This is a genomic window from Haloferax chudinovii (genome assembly GCF_042663345.1).
GTDB classification, from domain to species: domain Archaea; phylum Halobacteriota; class Halobacteria; order Halobacteriales; family Haloferacaceae; genus Haloferax; species Haloferax chudinovii.
In genome coordinates, this window is sequence record NZ_JBHTAB010000010.1 from 136,608 (window position 1) to 154,616 (window position 18,009).

Here is an 18,009-nt window from a genome sequence, read left to right on the forward strand (position 1 = left end):
CCGCCGACCGTCGCCACCGGCCGCTACGTTTACCCCGGCTGAGCGACCTCGGGACGCATGGACCCGAGCGACTTCTTCGAGGGCGGGACGGTCACCGTCTCGGCGGCGACTTACGCGGTCGTCACGGCCGAGCGGGGCGACCCGGACGCCTTCGCGACGATTCGAGACGAGAACGAGACGACGGTCGTCATCGAAGAGGGGCAGGTCGACGAGACGGCCGCCATCGACGTCGAGTGGGGCTGGAAGCGACTCACCTTCGAGATGGTTCTGCCGTTCGAACTCGTCGGCTTTCTGGCACGGGTCGCGGGCGCGCTCGCCGACGAAGGTGTCCCAGTATTCGCGCTGTCGGCGTACTCGACCGACCACGTGCTCGTCAGAGAGGGTGACGTGGGGGTGGCCGCGACGAAACTCGAATCGCTCGGCTGTTCCGTCGACCGCGCCGAGGGGTTCGGAGACGGAAACTGACGTCGAAACCGGCGGGCGGGCGAACAGCTTGATACGTTCGGCGGAGAAATAGTAGCCACGATGTCCCCCGACTGCGACGAGTTCCCTCTTCTCGTCACCGACCCCTCCAGCGGTATCGACCGCACACGCTCCACGACAGCCGGCCCCGTCACGCCCCACAATCGACAGGGTCCGCACTCAGGGACGACGGGCGCGTACGGAGACGCATGAACCGAGCGAACGTCGTCGCCGCCGGCGCGGCCAGCGGCTACGGCATCGCCGTCTTCGCCGCCATCGCGGTGTTCTTCGGCGAGGCCTCCCGGGGCGTCAGTGTCGCCGTCGCGTTCGGTCTCGTGACCGTCCTCGCCATCTTCGCGGTGACCCGCGTCCTCAGCGACTGAGCCGGCCGACCGCCACCCCTCTCGCTACGCCCGCGGGTCGCGGTCCGGGCCGGGGTACGGCCCGTCTTCGACCTCGGCGTAGAGGCTCTCCGGCGCGAACAGCGACGCGAACGCCTTCGGGTGGCGGACGCTGACCGGGAAACGGCCGCCGAGCGCCGCGCCCGCCCGCGCCGAGTTGAGTCGGTCGTCGAACGTGAGGAGGTGCATCGCGCCGCCGCGGTAGGCCGACGCCAGCGCGGGGTTGTCGCCGTCGGGGTGGGAGACGAGTTCGGCCCACGAGTCGACCTTCTCGCGCCAGTCGGCCGCGAGGTCGGGGTCCGCGAGCGAGGCGACGACCGCCTCGGCGTCGTCGAGAAGCGGGTCGCTGGCGACGAGCGTCGTCCACGAGTGCCGCCGGAGGTGGTCGAGCGCCGCTCTCGCGGGGCCGTCGGCGAGGAGGTCGGCCGCGAGCACGTCGGCGTCGGCGACGACCCGCGCGGGCGAGGACTCCGTCTCAGGCATCGTCGCCTCGGCGGGCGCGGAGCGCCCCAGTGATGTCGGCTTCGGTCGTCTCGTAGGCGGCGGCGCGGGCGAAAAGCGAGTCCCAGCTCATGGGCGCTAGCACGGAGAGGGTCGAAAAGAATCCGACGCAACCGATTTCAGGCGCGAGTCGTTTCGAATCCCCGCGATTGAAATGAATTGTGATTACGTCACATGGGAAACAGTTATTCCCCGTTCGGCGAACCACAATGCATGGCGATAGAGCGACGGCGCTTCTTACAGGCGGCCGGTGTCGGTGCGGTTCTCGGACTGAGCGGATGCACGGGGAACACGAGTCCCCCGGAGGCGAACAACGAAACCACGGAGGGGTCCGGGGGGAGTCAAAGCCAAGGCGAAAGCGGCGCGACCCGGGAGCTCACGCTGGCGACGACGACGAGCACGTACGACACGGGACTGCTGGACGCCCTGAATCCGGTGTTCGAAGAACAGTACAACGCCCGGGTGAAGACCATCTCGCAGGGGACCGGCGCGGCCATCGAAACGGCGCGAAACGGCGACGCCGACGTGATTCTCGTACACGCGCGCGGCGCGGAAGACGAGTTCCTCCGGGACGGCTACGGCGTCAACCGCCGCGACGTGATGTTCAACGACTTCGTCATCGTCGGACCGGCCGACGACCCCGCGGGCATCTCGGGGATGGAGAGCGCGACCGACGCCTTTGCGACCATCGCCGAGGCCGAAGCGACGTTCGTCTCTCGCGGCGACGACTCGGGGACGAACAAGAAGGAACTGCTCATCTGGGAGGCCGCCGGCGTTTCGCCGTCGGGGTCGTGGTACCGTGAGATCGGGCAGGGCATGGGCGACACGCTCGTGCAGGCCGACCAGTCGGGCGCGTACACGCTCTCCGACCGCGGGACGTTCCTCGCGACGCAGGACAACATCGACCTCGAAATCCAGGTGCAGGGGCCGCTCAAGGACGGCCCGACCATCCTGAAGAACCCCTACGGCGTCATCCCGGTGAACCCCGCGAAGTACCCCGAGGTGAACTACTCGCTGGCGATGGCGTACGCCGGCTTCCTCACCGGGCCCGAGGGACAGGGAATAATCAGCGACTACACCGCAAACGGGTCGCAGTTGTTCTTCCCCAACGCGCTCTCGGAGGAGCCGCAGTTCGGCCAGTACGTCCCCGAGGACTACGGCGGGGAGAACGCCTCCGAGTCGTCGGCGTCGGTCTCCGACGCGCAGTTCGAGTCGTGGGTGGCACAGCACGTCCCCGAGGACTTTTAGTCCAGTCGGACCCGACCACCGACCGTGTTCGGCCTCGGCGACCTGAACCTCACGTACCTCGTCAGCATCACGGCCGTCTCGCTGTACGTGAGCACCGCGGCGGTCGCGCTCAGCGCCGCAATCGGCCTGCCCCTCTCGCTCGTGGTCGGCTTTCGCGACTTCACCGGGAAGTCCGCCGTGACCTCGCTCATCTCGACCGGCATGGGCTTTCCGAGCGTCGTCGTGGGGCTCGTCGTGCTCTTGGCGCTCTCTCGGTCGGGGCCGCTCGGGGCGTTCGGACTGCTGTTTACGCCCGAGGCGATGATTCTCTCGCAGACCATCCTCGCGCTCCCCGTCCTCGTGAGCGTCTCGCTATCGGCGGTCCAGTCGGTGCCACAGGACCTCAGAGACGCCGCGTTCGCCGCCGGCGGCACCTCGACGGACGTGGCCCTACTGGTCGTCCGTGAGTCGCGGTACGGCATCGTCACGGCGCTTCTGGCCGCCTACGGCCGCGCCATCAGCGAAGTCGGCTCCGTGCTCATCGTCGGCGGCAACATCGTCTTCTCGGACAGCACGTCGTTCACGCGGACGCTCACGACGGCCATCACCGTCGAGGCGCGGAAGGGGAACATCGAGACGGGCATCGCCCTCGGAGCCATCCTCCTCGCGCTCGTCCTCGGCGTGAACGCCCTCGGCGCGCGCTTCCGCGACCGGACTCCCGGACGGAACGGGAGGAGACGATGACAGCCGGAATCCCCGGGGGCGACGCGTCCGGCGCGTCCGGCGAGTCCGATGGCTCCGACTCCGCATCGACCGGCGCGCGACACAGTCGGACCCGACTCGCGGCGCGCGACCTCAGCCACGGCTTCGGCGACGGCGCGGTGCTGGACGGCGTCTCGCTCACCGTCGAACCGGGTGAGATTCTCGCCGTCGTCGGCCCCTCGGGAACCGGGAAGACGACGCTGTTTCGACTGCTCGCCATGTTCGAGCGACCCGACGAGGGGGCGGTCGAGGTCGGCGGCGACGACGTGTGGGACCTCCCGGAGGCTCGCCGGCTGGCGGTCAGACGCAGGGTCGGGATGGCCTTCCAGACCCGGAGTCTGTTTTCGACGACGGTCGAGGAGAACGTCTCCTACGGGCTCCGCGTCCGCCGACCGTGGTCGGTTCGCGTCCGCGACGCCGTAGGTGGGCTGTTCGGCCGCGACGAGCCCGCAGACACCGTCAGCGACGCCCTTCGGACCGTCGGCATGTTCGACAAGGTCGACCGCGACGCCGGCTCGCTGTCGGCCGGGGAGGCCCAGCGCGTCGCCATCGCTCGCGCGCTCGCTCCCGACCCCGACGTGTTACTGCTGGACGAGCCGACCTCGAACCTCGACCCGCGGAACACCGCCGCCATCGAGTCGGCGATGCGGGCCGCCCGAGACCGGGGCATCGCCGTCGCGCTCGCCACCCACGACATGCAACAGGCCCGGCGGGTGTCGGACCGGACGGCCGTCATCCTCGGCGGGACGTGCATCGAATCGGGGCCCACCGACGCGGTGTTCGAGTCGCCGGACGACGACCGAGTCCGCCAGTTCGTCGAGGGGAAACTCGTCTACTGAGCGCGGGGTGGCCGCGGCAACGTCGTCGTCGGTATAACAGCAGATATTGCGTGTAGATGGCGTGTGACTCCCGTCTGACGCATATTTAAGTTTCCCCGTACGTACCCGAGGATAGGGCGCGAATTCGGCCTCAGTTCCCATCCTCCCACCGACGCGCCCGGCACGAAAACCACCACCATCGTCGTTCTGGTTCCCCCGGTACGACACTTGGCGCCGCCACCACGGCGCTGTTTTCCGAGACCGACTGCCCGTCCAGCGATATCTCGACCGCGGCGGTCGGCGTCCGCGTCGGGTCAGCCGAGCAGTTCCGACCGGACTCGCTCCAGCGCGGTTCGCTCCGTGAGGAGCGCGAGCTGGTCGCCGGGCTCGACGACAGTCCCGGGAAGCGGAATCGTCATCGGCTCGCGCTCCCGGCCGTGGGCGTAGACGCGACCGTCGGCACCGAGGTCGATGTTGGCGACGTGCTGGCCGACGACGGGCGCACCGTCGGGGACGGTCACCGTCGTCAGTCGGAGCTGGTCGGTCAGGTCGCCGATGGCGTTGAAATCGCCGCCGAGAAGCGCCGTCTTCGCGCCGGCCGCGCCGAGGCGTTCTGGGTAGATAATCTCGTCTACGTCGTCCGCGTAGCGCTCGTAAATCTCCTGACGGTAGTCTTCGCTGATGCGCATGACCGTCCGGCAGTCGTACTCCTTGCCGAGCATGCAGGCCGCGAAGTTGACGTTCGGGTCGCCGGTCAGTCCGCCGACGGCGTCCGCGCCCTCGACGCCCGCTTCCGACAGCACGCTCTCGGTCCCGCCGTCGCCGAGAACGGCCTCGAACCCCTCGTCGCGGGCGCGGTCGACCTTCTTTTCGTCGTTGTCGACGACCGTCACGTCGTGGCCCTCCTCGCGGAGCACGCGAGCGGTCCGCGAGCCCACGCGGCCGTACCCAACGATAACGAGTTTCATGATAGTAGTATGCACAGCGGATGGCTAAAAGATAGCCCCCGTCAGGGCCCGGTCCGTTCGAGTCGCTCCCTAATCGAATCGATGGTGTCGGCGAGCGGCGGCGCTCCGAAGAGGGCGACGAGCACCGCGCCGACCGTGTCGAAGACGAGGTCGACGATGGTGTCGGCGAGTCCGTACTGGACGAGGAGGGCCTCAGAGCCGATGGCCTCGGCGGCGAGGCGCGCGCCGAACTCCAGTACCTCCCAGAACACGCCGGCCGCGAGCGTGAAAAGCAGGATGTAGACGAACATGAAGCGGTCGGGGAGGTAGACGGCCTCGGTATACTCGTCGACGGCCCGCGCGGTGACGTAACCGACGGCCGCGACCACAGTCGCCGAGAGCGTGTGGGTGACGTGGCCCCACCAGTCGATGTAGTTGTACGGGCCGAGCATACCAACGGCGTGGAGCAACACCGCCAGCGTCAACCAGAGGCCGAGAAGCGGGTGGAGCCGAATCTGCCAGTCGCGGCGGAGCACCGCGGGAAGGAACGTCGCGCCCAGCGCGAGCACCGCGTTGACGACGACGCTCAGGTTCCGCGTGTAGACGCCGACGACGAAGATACACAGGATGACGACCTGAATCGCCCGCCCCGCGAGTCGCTCGATTCGACGGGGGACCATTACGGTGCGCTACGACCTGAGCGCCCTAAATTCGACCGTGTGACTAGATGGCACGACCACCGACATCGTTTTTCCTCCAGCTTGCATATGCCCCATCGATGATGGCCACCACTCACGCCCTCGCGGGTGTCGTTCTCGGCACCGCCGTGTGGGCGCTGGTCCCCGAGGCCGGGATGCTCCCGGTGCTCGCGGCCGCACTCGGCGGCCTGTTCCCCGACTTCGACCTGTACGCGGGCCACCGGAAGACCCTCCACTTCCCCGTGTACTTCAGCGCGCTCGCCGTGCCCGCAGTCGCGGTCGCCGCGCTGAACCCAACCACGACCACCCTCGCGGTCGCGCTGTTCCTCGCGGCGGCCGCGCTCCACTCCGCGTCGGACGTTCTCGGCGGCGGTCTCGAACTCAAGCCGTGGCTCGGCACCTCCGAGCGCGCCGTCTACGACCACTGGAACGGCCGATGGCTCGCGCCGAAGCGGCTGATTCGCTACGACGGCGCGCCCGAGGACCTCGCGCTGACGCTCGCCTTTGCCGTCCCGCCGGTCCTCGTCTTCGACGGCCTCGCGGAGACGCTCGTCATCGCCGCGGTCGCCGTCTCCGGCGTCTACGTCCTGCTCCGCAAGCCGATGGTCGCTATCGCCGAGACCGCGGTCGACGCGATGCCCGACCACGTCGTCGACTACATGCCCGAGCGGTTCGTCCGCGACTTCCGCTGAGCCACACCCGTTTTTCGAACGCGGTTCGACCCTCGTTACTCCGTGTTTCGGCCGTCGCCGCCAGCTCGAACCCGATGGCCCGCGTGAGGTCTGTCACGGGATAAGACCGTAGTCCGGCGGGTCGCGCCACGGCGAGGAGACGATTTCATCGAGCTTGTCGAGTATTCGGTCTTACTCGGCGGGAGACAGACCATCGAGGTCGTCTTCGGCCGTCGAGGAGAGTTCCCACTCGTAGTCCGTTCCCCGGACATGGTTGCTGAAGCGGAAGTACCGCTTAATGTCCTTGGCGTGGTGTAGGACGGTCGAGTCAATCATCCCCTTCGATTGGTTCAGCACGCGAATGAACTTGTCCGCGTGGTCGGGGGTGAACTTCGTGGTGTACTGGTCTTCGTACTGCCACAGCCAGCGGAACGCGGTTTCGAGTTTGTAGTGCGTGGATTCGAGCGTCGAGTCGGCCAGCCCTTCGTGCTTCTCGGGGTGCTTCCCGTAGTGGGCGAGCCACGACAGGAGTTCGTGCTTGAAGTCGCGGTAGTCGTCCACCATATTCATCCCGAACCCGCCGAGGTCTTCCTCGGAGCGTCGGCTCACGAGTGGGTAGGTGAACTCGTAGTCCTCGGGTGCGGGTGGAATCTCCCCGCTCATCGTGTCCCCACCGCCGAGGTTGTCGAGTGGGTCAGTCGGGTTCATTGACCGACCTCCAAACGCGAATCGCTGTACGGCAGGGTGGCGGACGTTATGGTGTCCTGACAACTATACGAATCGCAAGACGGCGTCGGGGTGCCCGTGTAGTAAAAGGGCGCGTTCTTGAGTACCATTGGTTTCTCTCATAAGAACAGCGTAAAATGGGGAGAGAAACCGTGAAACCCCACTAAGCCTAGGCCGGGATTTGAACCCGGGGTCTCGTCCTTACCAAGGACGCGCTTTACCGCTAAGCTACCCAGGCAGGCATTCCTTGGTTGTCCGGGTTCCTCTTTAGGGGTTTCGATTCGAATCGCCCCGGAACCGTGGTAGCGTATGTCGATTAGCGGTCCGCGGCGGAGGTGACTGCGTCGTCGCCACCGCCGCCTCGGTAGAGGGCCGCGATGCGCTCGACGGTCCCCTCGGAGACGGTCTCGTCGGCCGGGGGGAAGTCGCCGTCGTGGGAGTCTGCCAGCCCGGCGGCGTACTCCACGAGGGCGGTCGGCGGGGCCGAGCCGACGGCCGTGGTGCCGGCGACGACGGCGAGGGTGCAGATGTTCACTTCGAGTTCGCCGTCGAGACCCGGGCGCTCGGACTCGGCGGCCGAGCGGCGGCGGGTCTGGTCGCGGCCGAAGGTGCGGACCGTCTCGACGGCGTGGTCGGCGGCCTCGGTTCGGGCGAGGAGGTAGAAGCCGCGCGAGACGAGCACGTCCGCCGCGAGGATGTCGAGGTCGGCGTCGGTGTCCTCGTCGGGGGTGTCGAGATGCGACCACGGCTCGTCGTGGGCGAGCGACCGGGTGAGCCGGAGGCCCTCGTAGATGAGTTGCACTCCGGCCGCGCGGGAGGCCATCCCGTTCAGGTCGACCTTCGGTTCGACGGCCCGCGCGCTCACGAACGTGAGCACTGCCGGCGTCAAGGAGGCGGCGTCGAGGCGTTCGTCCAGCGCCGCGCGGAGGGCCTCGGGCTCGATGTCGGAGAGGGCCTCGCGCGCGGCCTCGCGGGCTCGCACGGCGTCGTCCATCGGCCGAGACTTACGGTTGGGAGGGCAAAGACCTTTGGAAAACCACGGCACAACGGGCGTATGATACGGACGACAGACGACGGTGACCTCCGGGTCGTGACCATCGACCGCCCGGCGCGGCGGAACGCCCTCAGACCACCCGACCTTGACGCCCTCGAAGCCGCGGTCGCCGACGCCGACGCGCCGGTCGTCCTCCTCCGGGGGAGCGGCCCGGCGTTCTGCGCCGGCGCGGACCTCGACAGCGTCGCCGACCTCGACGACCCCGAGGCGTTCGCAAGGCGGGGCCAGCGCGTCGCCGACACCATCGAAACCGCCGACTCGGTCGTCGTCGCCGGTATCGACGGCGCGGCCCGCGGCGGCGGGGTCGAACTCGCGCTCGCCTGCGACGTGCGGGTGGCCACCCCGCGTGCGACCCTCGGCGAACCGGGCGTCCGACTCGGGCTGTTCGGCGCGTGGGGCGGGACCGTTCGCCTCCCGCGGGTCGTCGGCGAGGGACGCGCCCTCGAATTCTCGCTTTCGGGCCGCGTCGTCGACGCCGACGAAGCCCTCCGAATGGGGCTCGTCTCCCGAATCGTCGACGACCCGCGCGCGGTCGCGGCCTCCATGGCCGACAACGACCACCGGTCGCTCCGAATCGTCAAGGAGCGACTGCGCGACCGCGGCGACCGGGACGTCCGACTCGAACGGGAAGCCGCCGACTTCGCGGAGCTACATCGGGCGAACGCCGACGACATCGCGGCGGCGCGCGAAAAGTGAGTTTGAGTTCTGCGGACGGGGTCGGAAGGGCGGTTCAGCGGCCGGTCACACGTCCAGCGCCGACGGCGCGGGCGGCATCGACCGCTTGTGGGCACTCTCCTCGACGAGGCCGACCACGCGGTCGACCTGTTCTTCGGTCACGTCGAGGTGGCGAACCGTCGCGGACTTCGAGAGCGGGCCGTCCACGTGGAGCGCGAGAATCGCGTCGAGCGCGTCGTAGGTGAGACCGAGTTCGCCCTCGTCGGTCTGGCCGGACCACATCTCGGCCGAGGGGGTCTGCAACACGAGCTCTTCCGGCACGCCGACGTGGGCGGCCAGCTGTCGGACCTGCTGTTTGTAGAGGTTCCCGATGGGATTGCAGTCGACCGCCTGGTCGCCGTACTTCGTGAAGTAGCCGGTCATCGCCTCGGCGCGGTTGCCCGTCCCGAGCACGATGCGATTCTCGTGGTTGGCGACGAAGTAGTTGAGCACCGCCCGCGTGCGGACGTAGACGTTTCCGGCGGCCATGCGGTCGTCGGCCGCCTCGGGGAACGTGTCGAAGAACGTCTCCGCGATGGGCTGAATCTCGACCACGTCGTACTCGATGCCCAGCATCTCGGCGACGCCCTCGGCGTCGCTCATCATGTCCTCGTCGTTCGCCACACTCGGCATGACGAGTCCGTGGAGGTTCTCTTCGCCGAGCGCCTCGACGGCGAGGAAGGCGGTGAGCGTCGAGTCGATACCCCCGGACAGCCCGATGACGGCCCCATCGGCACCGGCGGCCTCGACGGTGTCTTCGATGAAGGTCGTGATGTGCTCGCGGTGTGCTTCGAGTTCCTCGTCGGAAAGCAGGAGGTCGAACGGGGCGTCCTCCGAGAGAACGTCGACGGATGTCATGAAACCCGGTTGGAACCGGGGGCCCAAATAGTCACGTGTCACGCGAAAACAATGGACGCCCGTCCAGTTTGCTCGGGGGGACGATGGGGTGAAGCGCTACGTTCAAGTGCCCCCGCAGTCTACGAATTTTTGCTCCGGAACGCGGGGCGAACGAATGTGAGCGCCGATGGGTGACTGAACGAAGTGAAGTCAGCCACGGGGCGCAAGCGAAGCGAAGCGCGCCGATGGTCCAGTGGTAGGACACGAGCTTCCCAAGCTCGGAGCCCGGGTTCAATTCCCGGTCGGCGCATTTCTGTCGAACGTAGTGAGACGAAATGCGCAGGGAATCTGAACCCTGCCAGTCGCGTCCGACGAGCAACGCGAGGAGGAACGTCTGGCTCAGGTTCAATTCCCGGTCGGCGCACTCCCTACGGTCGTTTGCCGACCGACCTTCGCAAACCTTCGGTTTGCTCAGTCCCGATCGGCGCACTTCCGGTGAGACGCTGTCTCACCGACGTACCGTTCGTTTCACTCACGGTACTCCCTACGGTCGTTTGCCGACCGACCTTCGGTTTGCTCAGTTCTGGCGAGACAGCGTCTCGCCAACGTCCCGCTCACTGCGCTCGCGGTACTCCCGGTGGGCGCACAAGGTCCCATCTTCGAAGGATAATCCACCTCGCCGACTCAGAAAAACAGGTTCTGCACGTCGTCGAACTGCGGGGACTCGGAGCGAAACACCGGCTCGTGGGCGGTCTGGCGAATCATTGCGTGGCGTTCGAGGGCCGAATCGAATTCGAGAATCGCCCGCTCGATGTCGCGGGCGAGCGCGTCGATTTCGCCGTGGAGTTCGTCGTCGTCGGCCATGATACGCGTAGTTAGTCGAGGGCTGGTAAAACGGACTCGGCTACGGGTCGTCACCGGAGCCGTCGGGTGCAGTTCCAGCAGAGGTCGAACGTGGTGTCGGCCTCGTTTTCGGCCCCGCAGTTCGGGCAGATGCGCTCGCCCGTCGGCGTCGTCTGCACGCCGGCCTGCGAGCCGTCGTCGAACGACGCCGCGATTTCGGGGTGGACGTAGCGGTCCGTCCGGGCGGAGTCTCGGCCGGTTCCCTCGCCCACCGTCGGCTCACCGCCGTTGACGAGGTATCGATAGACCAGAAGCTGGAGCAGGGTCAACCCGAGGGCGTAGACGACGATCCAACCCCAGACGTCCATCACACATTGACTTACGTTAGCATGCTATATCGGTTCTTCGGTCGAACGGGTCTGCCGAGGCTCTCGGCGGTGGTCCCGGGCGATGCCGGCGGGGCGGTTTCGCGTCGAAAACGGGGTTACTCGCGCTGGTGGGAGTCCACCGGTCCGTCGAGGTCGCGGTCGAACTCGTCGAAGGCCTCGATGTCGTCGGGGAGCTCGTAGGGTATCTCGCGCTCGTCGGCGCGGCGCTCGCCCCCGGCGTCGAGCGGCTCGGCTACGTCTTCGAAGCCGGGCTTTACTTTCACGCTCTTGGCGGGCGAGCCGACCGCGATGTGGTGGGCGGGCACGTCGCCCTGCACGACCGACCGGGCCCCGACGATGGCGTTCTCGCCGACCGAGACACCGGCGTTCACCATCGCGTCGTAGGTGATGCGCGCGTCGTCGCCGATGGTCGTGTGGTAGTTTCTGACCTCGGTCTGGTCGACGGTGTCGTGGGAGTGGCTGTAGATGTGGGCGCTGTCGGAGATGGAGGCGCGGTCGCCGATAGTGAGTTTGCCGCGGTCGTCGAGGTGCACGTCGTCGTGGATGACCGTGTTGTCGCCGACGGAGATGTTGTGGCCGTAGGAGAAGGTGATGCCCTTGAATATGCGGAGGTTGTCGCCGGCCTCCGCGAACAGGTGGTCCGCGAGCATCTGTCGGAACCGGAGGGCGAACGCGACGTTATCGGCCATCGGCGTCGCGTCGAACTGCCGCCAGAGCCACTGGAGGTGCTTCGAGCGCTTGAACTGCTCGTCGTCCTTCTCGGCGTAGTACTCGGCTTCGAGCGTCGCGTTACAGGGGTCGTACCCTTGCAACCGAACCCGCGTCGCGGGCGAGACGGGCTTGCCGTCCTGCCAGCGCTCCCACGCCTCGCGGTCGCCGAACAGGTCGATGAGGGTGTCTCGAACGACCGTGCAGGTGTCTTCGTCCGAGGCGAGTCGACCGTCGACCTCGTCGATGAACGCCCGTAAGCCTTCTTCGGCGTCCGCCGGAAGCGAAACGTGGACCTTCGTCATTGCACCGTCGTAAGCCGTCGAGATTCAAATGGATTCGGTTGTGCGAACCCCGCGTCAGGCCTTCTCCGGGCAATACTGGCTGGTTTCGGGAGATTGTGGTAGGGTGAGATGCGCCCGCGCGGGAGACGGGCGACAATCCAGACACGGGCGGTGTCGGTTCGGGCGCGAGCGCCGGCAGGCGAAACCGAGCGCCCAGCCTGTCCGGGGATTCCCAGCGTACGGGAACAAAACACACGGAATAAGTCGCCCCAATTCGTAGGGTGGGACATGCACTACCGCGAACTCGGCACCTCCGGAATCGAAGTCAGCGAGGTCGGCTTCGGTGCGTGGGTCGTCGGGACCGACTGGTGGGGCGACCGCTCGGACGAAGACTCCATCGAGATGCTCCACCACGCCATCGACCGGGGCATCGACTTCTTCGACACGGGCGACGTGTACGGCCACGGCCACTCCGAGGAAGTCGTCGGCGAGGCGCTTGCCGACTACCGCGACGAGGTCACCGTCGCCACCAAAATCGGCTACGACTTCTACAACAACCCGCAGGCCGGCCACGGCGAACTCCCCAAGGAGATCACCGGCGAGTGGGTCCGCGAGGCGACCGAACAGAGCCTCGAACGCCTCGACATGGAGTACATCGACCTCCTGCAACTCCACAACGCGAACGTCGACGAGGTCACGCCCGACGTGCTCGAAGCTCTCGACGAGCTGAAAGAGGAAGGCCTCATCAAGGCGACCGGCTGGGCGCTCGGCCCCTCCATCGGCTGGCTGGCCGAAGGCGACATGGCCATCGAAGAGGAGTTCGACGCGCTCCAAATCGTCTGGAACGCCTTCGAGCAGGACGTTGGCAACCACTTCCTCGACACCATCCGCGAGACCGGCTCCTCGACGAGCCTCATCGCTCGCGTGCCGCACTCCTCGGGTCTCCTGAACGAGCAGGTTCGCCCCGAGACCGAACTCGGCTCCGGCGACCACCGCGGCTTCCGCCCCGACGAGTGGTACGAGACGGGCTGGGAGAAACTCGAAGCGCTCCGCTTCCTCGAACGCGACGGCGAGCGGACGATGGCGCAGGCGTCTATCGCCTACCTCCTCGGCTACGACGAGACCACGGCCGTCACGCCGACGTTCCGCACGAAGGACGACATCGACGAGTGGGCGAAGGCCTCCGACGTGCCAAAGCTCACCGACGAGGAGATAACCCGCGTCGAGGAGCTGTACGCGGACAACTTCGGCATCGACCGCTTCGACGGCATGGACGCGCTCCGCTCGTCGGTCGACGGCGACGACATCCGCGCGGCCGGCCTCGACAAGCGCGTCGCGAAAGGCGCGCGCAACGAAGCCTGATGGGTCGCCTGAAGACCCTCCTCGGCGTCACCGCGGTCGCCCACGTCGCGCTCGCGTGGCTGGTCAGCCTCGACGCCAAGAAGCGCGGCGACGACGCCGGCCGCTGGATAGCGCTGACGCTCCTCACCGGCGTCGTCGGTGCCGCGAAGTACGTCCGCGACGGCCGCTGACGACGGCGGCCCCGACAATCCGGGACGTGGAAACGGACCCCGGAATCGGAACCGCGGCGGCGACTAACCCGCCTCGCTCGGACGCGGTTTTTTGTGTTTCGAGAGACACGTTCGACCGATGGTCCTCGAACGATTCGGTTCGGTTCTCTCCCGCGAGGCCCGCGCCGTCGCCCGAAGCCCGCCGCTCTTGGGAGTGGTCACCGGGACGTGGTTGATGCTCATCGCGCTGATGATGGGGCTCGAAGCGCACCTCGCAGTCGTCTGGTTTCTCGTCGTCGCACCGTCGGTGATGGCGCTGGCGTACGGCGGGCGGCGCGTCCTGCGTCGCGTCCGCGGCGACCCCGACGACGACGGCGAGTGGGCGCGGGCGTCGGACGGTTCCGGATACGAGCCGGTCGACGACGAGTCGGCCATCGAGCGACTGCGGGAGCGCTACGCCGCCGGCGACCTCTCCGACGAGGAGTTCGAGCGTCGCCTCGCCAGACTGGTCGAGACCGAGGACCTCCTCGACGGGTCGCAGTCGCGGGCGACCGACGAGTCGGAAGCGACTTTCGAGCGGAACTGAAGCCGATTCGAGACCGAAAAAGCCACAACGCTCGACCGAGTTCGAGACGACTATGCGTAGTTCACTCGTCGACATGCTCCCGGACCTCTTCGAACTCCTCGTCTTCGGCCTCGGCAGTGCGGGGCTTTCCCTCGCCGGCGCGTACATCGAGCGGTTCGCGTTCGTCACCTTCGAGCAGGGCAACGTCGAAATCGCCGCGTGGGCGGTCGTGATGGGCGCGGTCGCGCTGTACTTCGCGTACAACGTCGGGACCGACAAGGTCCGCCCGAAGCTCCGAGACGTTCGCACCGCGCTCGCGTAGAAAAACCCGCGGTCTGATTTTCGACCGGCTCAGGCGAGGAACACGTGTCGCGGCCGGTCCGCCAGCACGTCGCGGCCCCACTGAACCGTATCGCGGAACGCGTCCGAGCGGAAGAACTCCATCGCGTCGTCCTGCGAGCGCCACTGGCTGGCGATGAACATGTCGTCTTCGTCCTCGACGTTGACCATCAGGTCCGTGTCGAAGTGGCCGTCCATCTCTTCGAGGAGGCCGCCGACGGTGCCGAACTTCTCGACGAAGTCGCCGCGGTGTTCGGACTTGACGGTGTAGAACATCCCCATCGTGCCGAAGCCGGACTCCTCGCCGGCGCGCTCGACGATACCGGGAAGCTCCGAGAGGAATCCCGCGGCGGTCTCGGCGGCCGACGCCGTCTCCCAGATGGAGACGACGGCGACCCGACCGCGCTCGTTGGCCTCGTAGACGGCCGTCTTGACGTGCGTCGGGTAGTGGTCGAAGTTGCCGCGGAGGCCCTCGACTTCCTCGAACAGCTCGTCGGCGTCGGCTTCGGAGTAGAGAACCGTCGCGTACACGTCCTCGCCGTGGGGCTTGCCGGCGTAGATGTTCAGGTCTTCGAGCTGACCCCGGATGTCCTCGTCGGTGCTCTCGTCGCCGCCGTCGCCACCGTGGTTGTGGCCGTCGTCGCCATCCTCGCCGTGATGGCCGCTTTCGCCGCCGTGATGGTGGCCGTCGTCGCCACCCTCGGCGTCGTGGTGGCCGCCCTCGCCGTGCGCGTGCGCGCCGTGGTGAGACTCGTCGCCGAACTCGCTCGTCGGGACGGCGTCGCCCGCGAGGAACGCGCCGAGGTCCGACGGCGGGAAGCGCCGGCCGACGTAGAACCGGCCGAACTCGCCGTACTTCGAGGAGACCTCGTCGAAGCGCATCTCGTAGACGATGTCCTTGATGTCGGTCGGGTCGTCGCCGAACAGCGTGACGCCCCACTCGTAGTCGTCGAAGCCGACGGAGGAGGCGATGACCTGCTTGATTTTCCCGGCGTACTCCCGGCCGGTGTCGCCGTGAGTCGACATCAGGTCGCGGCGCTCGTCGAACGAGAGGTCGTACCAGTTGTGCTCTTCCCCGCGGCGCTTCGACATCGGGTAGAAGGACATGTAGGTGTCCTCCGGGATGTCGGGCTTGAGTTTGCCCTCGATGTAGCGGAGCAGGCCGGTGTCGATGTCCTCCTCGTTGCCCTCGAAGTAGTCGTCCGAGACGTAGCCGGACACCTCGGTGACGGAGACGTAAGAGGTCGGCTGTTCGGTGAAGGCCGCGAGCGCGGTCTGCTCGAACTGCCGTTCGGCGCGGGAGACGTCGTCCAGCGTCGGCCGGAAGTGGACGACCACGAAGTCCGCCTTGTGGCCGAGGACGGAGAAGACGGCGGACGCGCCCGCCTCGGCGTCCTCGACGGTCTCGTGGGCGTCGAGGTACGCGACGCCCTCCTCGATTGCGCGGCGGCGCTCGTGTTCGGGCGCGTCACGCCACGCGTCCCAGTCGACGGTTCGGAAGTCGTGCAGCGCGAACCAGCCCTCGTCGGTCTGTGGGGCCTCTACCATACCGTGGCCTAGGGAGTCATCCGGTATTGAAGTTGCGAGTCGTTTTCGCGGTTCGAGAACCGTCGAAGGAACGCGGGAGGGCCCCGGTCGGAGCGGTCAGGAGGGCCGTCGCCCCCGACCGAGGCGCTCAGCCGAGGAGCGTCGGCCCGAATATCATGAGCACGAGCGACGCGAGCATCGTGAGCCCGATTGAGGTCGTGATGGTGCGGACGACAGTGTGGGGGTCGTCGACGGGGAGCCGCGAGACGACGGCCTCCGCCGAGGTCCGCAGGATGCGACCGCCGTCCAGCGGGTAGCCGGGGATGCAGTTGAAAAGCCCCAGTTGGAGGTTAATCCACGCCGTCCAGAACAGGACGTTGGCGAAGATGAAGACGCCGCCGCCGAGGAAGCCGAGCGGGCCGCCGACCTGATAGAAGTTGACGACCTGCCCGGTGAAGCCGGGGAAGTTCGGAATCCCGAGGACGACCGACGCGAGGGGCAAGAGCAGTGACACGTAGACGAGTTGGAGGGGTGACCCGGCGAAGGCACTACCGAGGCCGCCGCCGTCGCCACCGTCGCCGCCGAGAAGCGAGAGGTACGTCCCCGCGGGGTACTCCTGCGTGCCGAAGTCCGTCAGGAGCAGGCCGCTCGTCCCCTGGAAGATGTTGACGCCGAGGAAGCCGTTGCCGTCTTGGTCGTTCTCGCCGAGCGTCACCTGCACCGTCTCGAAGCCGCCGTCGCGGTAGACTTCGACGGCGACGGTCTGGTCGGGGGCAGTCCGGTCGAGTGCCTCTTGAAGCCCCGTCGAGGAGGTGATGCGCTCGCCGTTGAACGACGAGACGATGAGGGGTTGGGTCGTCCCCGTGGCGTTGTACAGCGGGCCGTCTTCTGCGACGTTCGTGATGTAGGCACCGACCGGGATGGTGCGCTCGCCGGCGGAGGTGTCGAGGCGGGCGAACCGCGAGTCGCCGACGGCCGACTCGAAGTCGGCGCGCGTCGAGACGGCGGTCCCGTTGACCGCGGTCACGCGAATCGGGTCGCTCCCGGATTCGACGGTCAGGTTCGCGGGGTTGCCGGCGACGGAGCCGGCGACGACGAGTTCGCGCGTGACCGAGACGGTCCGCTCGCCGTCGAGTTCGACCGACACCGTCCCCGCGTCGGTCGCGAGGAGCGCGGCGTCGAGCTCCTGCGTCGTGTTGACCGGCGTGCCCTCGACGGCGGTCACGCGGTCGCCGCCCGAGATACCCGCCATGTCGGCCGGCGAGCCGGCGTACGCACCGGAGACGGCGACACCCGGCGCGACCGAGATAGAGCCGATGACCGGGCCGAAAAGCAGGGCGAACGCCACGAGCGTGACGGCGAAGTTGTTCGTCACGCCGGCGGCGAACATCCGCGACTTACCGCCGCGGTCGGCGCGGCGCTGGCTCTCCTCAGAGGGTTCGACGAACGCCCCCACGGGGAGTATCGTCAGGAGGACGACGCCCATCGACTCCACGTCGATGCCCTCGACGCGGCTGAGGACGCCGTGGCCGCCCTCGTGGACGACGAGGCCGACGAGGAGGCCGAAGAGGATTTCCGGCGCGACCGAAAGCGGGAGGAAGTCGTTGACGCCGGGGATGACGAGGAAGTTCTGCGGCTGGTTCACCTGCGTCGGGGCGGGCGGGTTCTGGAGGATGACGACCGCCTGATAGACGAGGAGGACGAACGTCCCGACCATGATGACGAGGGCGATACCGAGGCCGACGTTGCTCCACGCCCGCCAGAACCGCTTGGGGGCGGCGATTCTGTCGAGGAGTTCGCGGCCGCGACGGGTGTGGACCGTCGTGAGGGGACCCTGGACGCGGACGTACTCGGGGAGAACGCCGCGAGCACGCAACAGCGCCGCGAGGAGAGAGTAGGCGATGAAGCCGGCGAGAACCCAAAGCAGCGTGTTCATCGCCCGAAGGGAAGCGGCGCGCGCCAAAAGGCGTTCGGGTTACGGTACCACCGTTCGGGTCACGGTACCGCGTTCGACGAGCGCGCGGT

21 protein-coding genes, 2 tRNA genes and 1 pseudogene are annotated in these 18,009 nt (G+C 67.5%); 12 read left to right on the top strand and 12 right to left on the bottom strand.

All coding sequences use genetic code 11. From position 1 onward, the window contains the following. The first annotated feature begins 57 nt into the window (after window positions 1–57). Both ACFQI8_RS16255 and ACFQI8_RS16260 read left to right on the top strand, forming a co-directional pair. A complete protein-coding gene (locus ACFQI8_RS16255; RefSeq protein WP_390246604.1) occupies window positions 58–465 on the top strand; it encodes an ACT domain-containing protein in 408 nt (135 codons plus the stop codon). Between the two features lie 206 nt (window positions 466–671). After that, the gene (locus tag ACFQI8_RS16260; protein ID WP_390246606.1) at window positions 672–845 is read left to right on the top strand and encodes a hypothetical protein; all 174 of its coding nucleotides are present in this window, start codon (window positions 672–674) and stop codon (window positions 843–845) included. Between the two features lie 24 nt (window positions 846–869). Here ACFQI8_RS16260 and ACFQI8_RS16265 read toward each other — a convergent pair whose 3' ends face one another. After that, complete coding sequence (locus ACFQI8_RS16265; protein ID WP_390246608.1) at window positions 870–1,346, bottom strand: PIN domain-containing protein; 477 nt, start codon at window positions 1,344–1,346, stop codon at window positions 870–872. Window positions 1,347–1,577: 231 nt separating this feature from the next. On the opposite strand from ACFQI8_RS16265, the gene ACFQI8_RS16270 reads away from it, so the two are divergent. The 3 genes from ACFQI8_RS16270 to ACFQI8_RS16280 are packed head-to-tail and all read left to right on the top strand — an operon-like array spanning window position 1,578 to window position 4,192. Next, on the top strand, window positions 1,578–2,612 hold the full coding sequence (locus tag ACFQI8_RS16270; RefSeq protein ID WP_390246610.1) for an ABC transporter substrate-binding protein: 1,035 nt from the start codon (window positions 1,578–1,580) through the stop codon (window positions 2,610–2,612). A gap of 24 nt (window positions 2,613–2,636) precedes the next feature. Next, a complete protein-coding gene (locus ACFQI8_RS16275; RefSeq protein WP_390246612.1) occupies window positions 2,637–3,335 on the top strand; it encodes an ABC transporter permease in 699 nt (232 codons plus the stop codon). After that, window positions 3,332–4,192: an ABC transporter ATP-binding protein gene (locus ACFQI8_RS16280; RefSeq protein WP_390246614.1), complete on the top strand. Its 861-nt coding sequence runs from the start codon at window positions 3,332–3,334 to the stop codon at window positions 4,190–4,192. Before ACFQI8_RS16275 ends, ACFQI8_RS16280 begins: the two co-directional genes overlap by 4 nt. A 293-nt stretch (window positions 4,193–4,485) precedes the next feature. Here the strand turns inward: ACFQI8_RS16280 and ACFQI8_RS16285 are convergent, their stop codons facing one another. Together ACFQI8_RS16285 and ACFQI8_RS16290 are read right to left on the bottom strand one after the other, a co-directional pair. Beyond that, the gene (locus ACFQI8_RS16285) at window positions 4,486–5,139 is read right to left on the bottom strand and encodes a potassium channel family protein (RefSeq protein ID WP_390246616.1); all 654 of its coding nucleotides are present in this window, start codon (window positions 5,137–5,139) and stop codon (window positions 4,486–4,488) included. 41 nt (window positions 5,140–5,180) lie between these two features. Then, the gene (locus tag ACFQI8_RS16290) at window positions 5,181–5,798 is read right to left on the bottom strand and encodes a DUF2238 domain-containing protein (protein WP_390246618.1); all 618 of its coding nucleotides are present in this window, start codon (window positions 5,796–5,798) and stop codon (window positions 5,181–5,183) included. Window positions 5,799–5,896: 98 nt separating this feature from the next. On the opposite strand from ACFQI8_RS16290, the gene ACFQI8_RS16295 reads away from it, so the two are divergent. After that, the gene (locus ACFQI8_RS16295) at window positions 5,897–6,508 is read left to right on the top strand and encodes a metal-dependent hydrolase (RefSeq protein WP_004967464.1); all 612 of its coding nucleotides are present in this window, start codon (window positions 5,897–5,899) and stop codon (window positions 6,506–6,508) included. 105 nt (window positions 6,509–6,613) lie between these two features. Here ACFQI8_RS16295 and ACFQI8_RS16300 read toward each other — a convergent pair. The 3 genes and pseudogenes from ACFQI8_RS16300 to ACFQI8_RS16310 all read right to left on the bottom strand — a co-directional run. Beyond that, window positions 6,614–6,787 (bottom strand): annotated as a pseudogene (locus tag ACFQI8_RS16300) (type II toxin-antitoxin system RelE family toxin); the annotation flags it as partial. A 592-nt stretch (window positions 6,788–7,379) separates the two neighbouring features. Further along, window positions 7,380–7,451, bottom strand: a tRNA-Thr gene (locus ACFQI8_RS16305). Window positions 7,452–7,529: 78 nt separating this feature from the next. Continuing rightward, window positions 7,530–8,207: a DUF7114 family protein gene (locus ACFQI8_RS16310; protein ID WP_390246620.1), complete on the bottom strand. Its 678-nt coding sequence runs from the start codon at window positions 8,205–8,207 to the stop codon at window positions 7,530–7,532. Between the two features lie 60 nt (window positions 8,208–8,267). Here ACFQI8_RS16310 and ACFQI8_RS16315 point away from each other — a divergent pair, with 60 nt between their 5' ends. Further along, window positions 8,268–8,963, top strand: coding sequence for an enoyl-CoA hydratase/isomerase family protein (locus tag ACFQI8_RS16315; protein ID WP_390246621.1), 696 nt, complete (start codon window positions 8,268–8,270; stop codon window positions 8,961–8,963). Between the two features lie 45 nt (window positions 8,964–9,008). Here ACFQI8_RS16315 and ACFQI8_RS16320 read toward each other — a convergent pair whose 3' ends face one another. Beyond that, window positions 9,009–9,839: an NAD+ synthase gene (locus ACFQI8_RS16320; protein ID WP_390246623.1), complete on the bottom strand. Its 831-nt coding sequence runs from the start codon at window positions 9,837–9,839 to the stop codon at window positions 9,009–9,011. A 218-nt stretch (window positions 9,840–10,057) separates the two neighbouring features. Between ACFQI8_RS16320 and ACFQI8_RS16325 the strand changes: the two genes are divergently transcribed. Next, window positions 10,058–10,128, top strand: a tRNA-Gly gene (locus ACFQI8_RS16325). Between the two features lie 374 nt (window positions 10,129–10,502). On the opposite strand, the gene ACFQI8_RS16330 is transcribed toward ACFQI8_RS16325, so the two are convergent. The 3 genes from ACFQI8_RS16330 to ACFQI8_RS16340 form a co-directional block, all read right to left on the bottom strand. Next, the gene (locus ACFQI8_RS16330) at window positions 10,503–10,682 is read right to left on the bottom strand and encodes a hypothetical protein (RefSeq protein ID WP_390246625.1); all 180 of its coding nucleotides are present in this window, start codon (window positions 10,680–10,682) and stop codon (window positions 10,503–10,505) included. 50 nt (window positions 10,683–10,732) lie between these two features. Then, window positions 10,733–11,029, bottom strand: a complete 297-nt coding sequence (locus ACFQI8_RS16335) for a DUF7577 domain-containing protein (protein ID WP_188424729.1) — start codon at window positions 11,027–11,029, stop codon at window positions 10,733–10,735. A 116-nt stretch (window positions 11,030–11,145) separates the two neighbouring features. Further along, window positions 11,146–12,063, bottom strand: coding sequence for an acyltransferase (locus ACFQI8_RS16340; protein WP_390246627.1), 918 nt, complete (start codon window positions 12,061–12,063; stop codon window positions 11,146–11,148). Window positions 12,064–12,330: 267 nt separating this feature from the next. Here ACFQI8_RS16340 and ACFQI8_RS16345 point away from each other — a divergent pair, with 267 nt between their 5' ends. The 4 genes from ACFQI8_RS16345 to ACFQI8_RS16360 all read left to right on the top strand — a co-directional run bounded on the left by ACFQI8_RS16345 (window position 12,331) and on the right by ACFQI8_RS16360 (window position 14,440). Continuing rightward, the gene (locus ACFQI8_RS16345) at window positions 12,331–13,404 is read left to right on the top strand and encodes an aldo/keto reductase (RefSeq protein ID WP_390246629.1); all 1,074 of its coding nucleotides are present in this window, start codon (window positions 12,331–12,333) and stop codon (window positions 13,402–13,404) included. After that, on the top strand, window positions 13,404–13,574 hold the full coding sequence (locus tag ACFQI8_RS16350; protein WP_006601108.1) for a hypothetical protein: 171 nt from the start codon (window positions 13,404–13,406) through the stop codon (window positions 13,572–13,574). The genes ACFQI8_RS16345 and ACFQI8_RS16350 overlap by 1 nt, the downstream gene beginning before the upstream one ends. Window positions 13,575–13,692: 118 nt before the next feature. Next, window positions 13,693–14,139, top strand: a complete 447-nt coding sequence (locus ACFQI8_RS16355) for an SHOCT domain-containing protein (RefSeq protein ID WP_390246631.1) — start codon at window positions 13,693–13,695, stop codon at window positions 14,137–14,139. A 52-nt stretch (window positions 14,140–14,191) separates the two neighbouring features. Beyond that, window positions 14,192–14,440, top strand: coding sequence for a hypothetical protein (locus tag ACFQI8_RS16360; protein WP_390246633.1), 249 nt, complete (start codon window positions 14,192–14,194; stop codon window positions 14,438–14,440). A gap of 29 nt (window positions 14,441–14,469) precedes the next feature. Here the strand turns inward: ACFQI8_RS16360 and ACFQI8_RS16365 are convergent, their stop codons facing one another. Together ACFQI8_RS16365 and ACFQI8_RS16370 are read right to left on the bottom strand one after the other, a co-directional pair. After that, the gene (locus ACFQI8_RS16365) at window positions 14,470–16,005 is read right to left on the bottom strand and encodes a heme-binding protein (RefSeq protein ID WP_390246635.1); all 1,536 of its coding nucleotides are present in this window, start codon (window positions 16,003–16,005) and stop codon (window positions 14,470–14,472) included. Between the two features lie 127 nt (window positions 16,006–16,132). Further along, on the bottom strand, window positions 16,133–17,920 hold the full coding sequence (locus tag ACFQI8_RS16370; protein ID WP_390246637.1) for a site-2 protease family protein: 1,788 nt from the start codon (window positions 17,918–17,920) through the stop codon (window positions 16,133–16,135). Between the last annotated feature and the right edge of the window lie 89 nt (window positions 17,921–18,009).